General features: G+C 44.3%; 4 protein-coding genes. All 4 read right to left on the bottom strand.

From position 1 onward, the window contains the following. Positions 1-996: ABC transporter permease (locus tag ACTQ34_RS17685; RefSeq protein ID WP_441364913.1), on the bottom strand; the 996-nt coding region annotated here is incomplete at its 3' end. After that, a complete protein-coding gene (locus tag ACTQ34_RS17680; RefSeq protein ID WP_004850548.1) occupies positions 993-1,667 on the bottom strand; it encodes an ABC transporter ATP-binding protein in 675 nt (224 codons plus the stop codon). The genes ACTQ34_RS17685 and ACTQ34_RS17680, both read right to left, overlap by 4 nt. A 61-nt stretch (positions 1,668-1,728) precedes the next feature. After that, a complete protein-coding gene (locus ACTQ34_RS17675; protein ID WP_441364912.1) occupies positions 1,729-2,838 on the bottom strand; it encodes a HAMP domain-containing sensor histidine kinase in 1,110 nt (369 codons plus the stop codon). Further along, the coding region (locus ACTQ34_RS17670) for a winged helix-turn-helix domain-containing protein (protein WP_441364914.1) at positions 2,826-2,930 on the bottom strand (105 nt) is incomplete at its 5' end. The genes ACTQ34_RS17670 and ACTQ34_RS17675, both read right to left, overlap by 13 nt.

Raw genomic sequence — 2,930 nt, 5'->3', positions numbered from 1 at the left:
ACCGGCTCCACAGAGAATCAAAAGCTGCAAAGAAACCAAACGATAGATTTGCCCTCGTTCTCCACCAATCGCACGAAGTGTTCCGTATTCTTTGATGCGTTTTGTGATAGAGATTTTCAGAATGTTGTAGATTACCAGCCCAGCCGCCAGCAAGACCAGCACACCCACCAAAATACACGCCGCAGTCATAAATGAAAATCCCGTACCGGTATCGCTGTCTACCGCTTCATCATAGGAAATACCAATAGCGTCAAGCAAAACCCAGTTATATTGGATATACCGTTCATCCACGTTCAAATCTTCTGCGAGAGCATAAATGATGTTTTGAAAATTCTGCTTGTCATAAGTCTTAAAATCTGTGGAATAAAGCAGATAATCTTCTGGCAACAGTTCTTCTGCGGTTCCCTCACCGACAATCCCCTCAACCGTACCAGATGCGTAGCCGATATAGCTGCTTTCCAGAATGCCCGTCAATACAAAATCAGCAGAATATTCTAACTCTGACAGCGATCCATCCATAACGGAAACACTCAAATCCAGAGAAACGGTATCGCCAATTACAGCGTCCAATCCAAGATATTGAAGCGCATCCTCCGACAGGGCAATCTCAATCGCTTCCTCTGGTAATCGTCCCTCTTTTACGTTTCCGATTGCCGGGTACATAGATAATGCGTTATCGTGATATTCCCGAAGATATAAAGATAAACTACTGTTGCCTAATGGTGTGCTGCCGATAAAGATCGTATCGCCTACATCATATAGGCGATCATCTTCATGCAGCTTTTGCGCCTGTTCCTTGCCAAGCTGATGAAAGGTTGCATAACGGTTTCCGTTCAGACCCGCCGCCTGCTGAATACGCATGGATTGCAATATACCAATAGACTGACCGATCACTGTCGTCATAATCGTGGACATGATAACTGCAACCAAGATCAGGATTGCCGTGATTTTCTGTGCTTTCAGTTCTTTCCATGCAAGAGCTAAATAAGATTTCATCTTGCTGTCACCTCCGAAAGAACACCGTCCACAATTACAAATTGCCGGTCTGCCATTCTTGCAATGCGGCTGTCGTGAGTGATGATAACAAGCGTTTTCCCCATCTTTTTCCATATGCTTTGCAGCATTTCCATAACCTCGCCGCCGCTCTTGCTGTCCAGATTTCCAGTCGGTTCGTCAGCAAAAATAATATCCGGCTTTGCAATCAGGGCACGGGCAATCGCTACACGCTGTTGCTGACCGCCGGAAAGTTCATGGGGCAAATGGGTCAGCCGTTCACGAATACCTAACAAATCCGTAAGCTGATTTAGATATACTTCGTCCGGCTGCTTTTTGTCCAGAAGCAGGGGCATGATGATGTTTTCTTTTGCGGTCAGCACAGGGAGAAGATTGAATTGCTGAAAGATAAATCCGATGCGCCGACGGCGAAATGAGGACAGTTCTTTGTCATTAAAACGATAAATGTCTTTTCCATCGTATGTCAGACTGCCGGAAGTCGGCTTGTCCAGTCCAGACAACAGGTGGAGCAAGGTACTTTTGCCGCTGCCAGATGGCCCCATAATAGAAATAAAATCGCTGGATGCAATTTCAAGGTTGACTTTATCCAACGCAACGACACGGCTCTCGCCGCTGCCGTAGATTTTCGATAGTTCCTTTGCTTCAATGTTCATAAAAAACACTCTCCTTGTTTATAATATAAGGAGAGTGTAAAACAGAAATCTCAAAAAACGCTCAAGGTTTCTGATTTATTTGGAAAGAAGCAGTAGCCGTTGCGCCATAACTTTTTCTGTTTTCCAGTGTAAGTGTTCCTCCATGCTTCAGACATAGTATCTGGCTGCTGTATAGCCCCATACCAAAGTGTGCGGAGTCTTCTTTCATTTTTCCAAACGGTTTCGGGCCGCTTTGTATTAACTCCACAGGATAGCCTGGCCCATCGTCTGTAACTGATAGATGCAAGAAGTTTCCTTTCCGTTCCAAATGAATTTCAATTTTACTCTTTGCAAACCGAGCTGCATTTCCAATTAGATTTTCAGCAACGGTTAAAACCAATCCATGATCTAATTGTATTGTCCCCTTATCAGGTGCGGAAACAGACGGTTCTAATGCTCCTGCAAGAATTTTTGCTGTTTCCTCTAATTCAGAATGTAGCAGTGAATAGGAATACTCGTTTATCCGCACTGGCATTTGTTCTAATCGTTGGATGCTACTCATAGCTTCTACATACCGTTCAATCCGTAATGTATAGCTTTCCAATCTGTCAATGGCTTGTTCATCTGCTGTTCCCTGCCGCAGTAATTTTATAGTTCCCTTTAAGACCGTGATCGGATTGCGCAAGTCATGGGAAAAGGCGGCATTTAGCCTTTTCCGTTCTTCTGCCTGCCGCCACAGTTCCTGATTTGATTTCAGAAGTTCTTCACGCATAGTATCAAAGGCGGTGCAGAGCTGCCCCAATTCATCATCAGAATGGACAGGCATAGAAAAGTCAAGGTCATGGTTCCGAATCCGTGAAATCCCATTCCGTAGCGTGGAGATTGGCTGTTTCAATTTGATATGATAATATAATATGCCGGATAGAGCCAGCCCGCCCATAGGGAGAACAATGCAGGACACAATTTGAATGATACCAAGCATGGACAATATATTTTGCTGGGTCTCTGTGGGGGTTTCCATTTTAACGATTGAACCGTCTGCTAAAATTTCTATTCCACCGGAGGGAAAGGTGCTGCTGATTGAATTGCATATCATAAAGACTAAGCCTAACATCAGGAGAGCCACCAAAACACAGGAAGCAGATAGGACGAGAAAAGTTTTCTTTAATTCCATATTTTTCAGACGTTCCACCGATAACCACACCCCCAAACTGTATCAATATAACTGTGAAGCGTACAAGCAGCCAGCTTCGCCCGGATTTTCCTGATATGTTCCATGACAGT

It is taken from the genome of Agathobaculum sp. LCP25S3_E8, from assembly GCF_052117165.1.
Classification (GTDB): Bacteria; Bacillota; Clostridia; order Oscillospirales; family Butyricicoccaceae; genus Agathobaculum.
The sequence above is the reverse complement of the archived record's forward strand: the minus strand, read 5'-3'. Positions and strand labels throughout refer to the sequence as shown.

What these genes read in the sequence shown, in the direction of transcription:
- ACTQ34_RS17680 (WP_004850548.1), bottom strand. Translation starts at nt 1,667, where the DNA reads ATGAACATTGAAGCAAAGGAACTATCGAAAATCTACGGCAGCGGCGAG.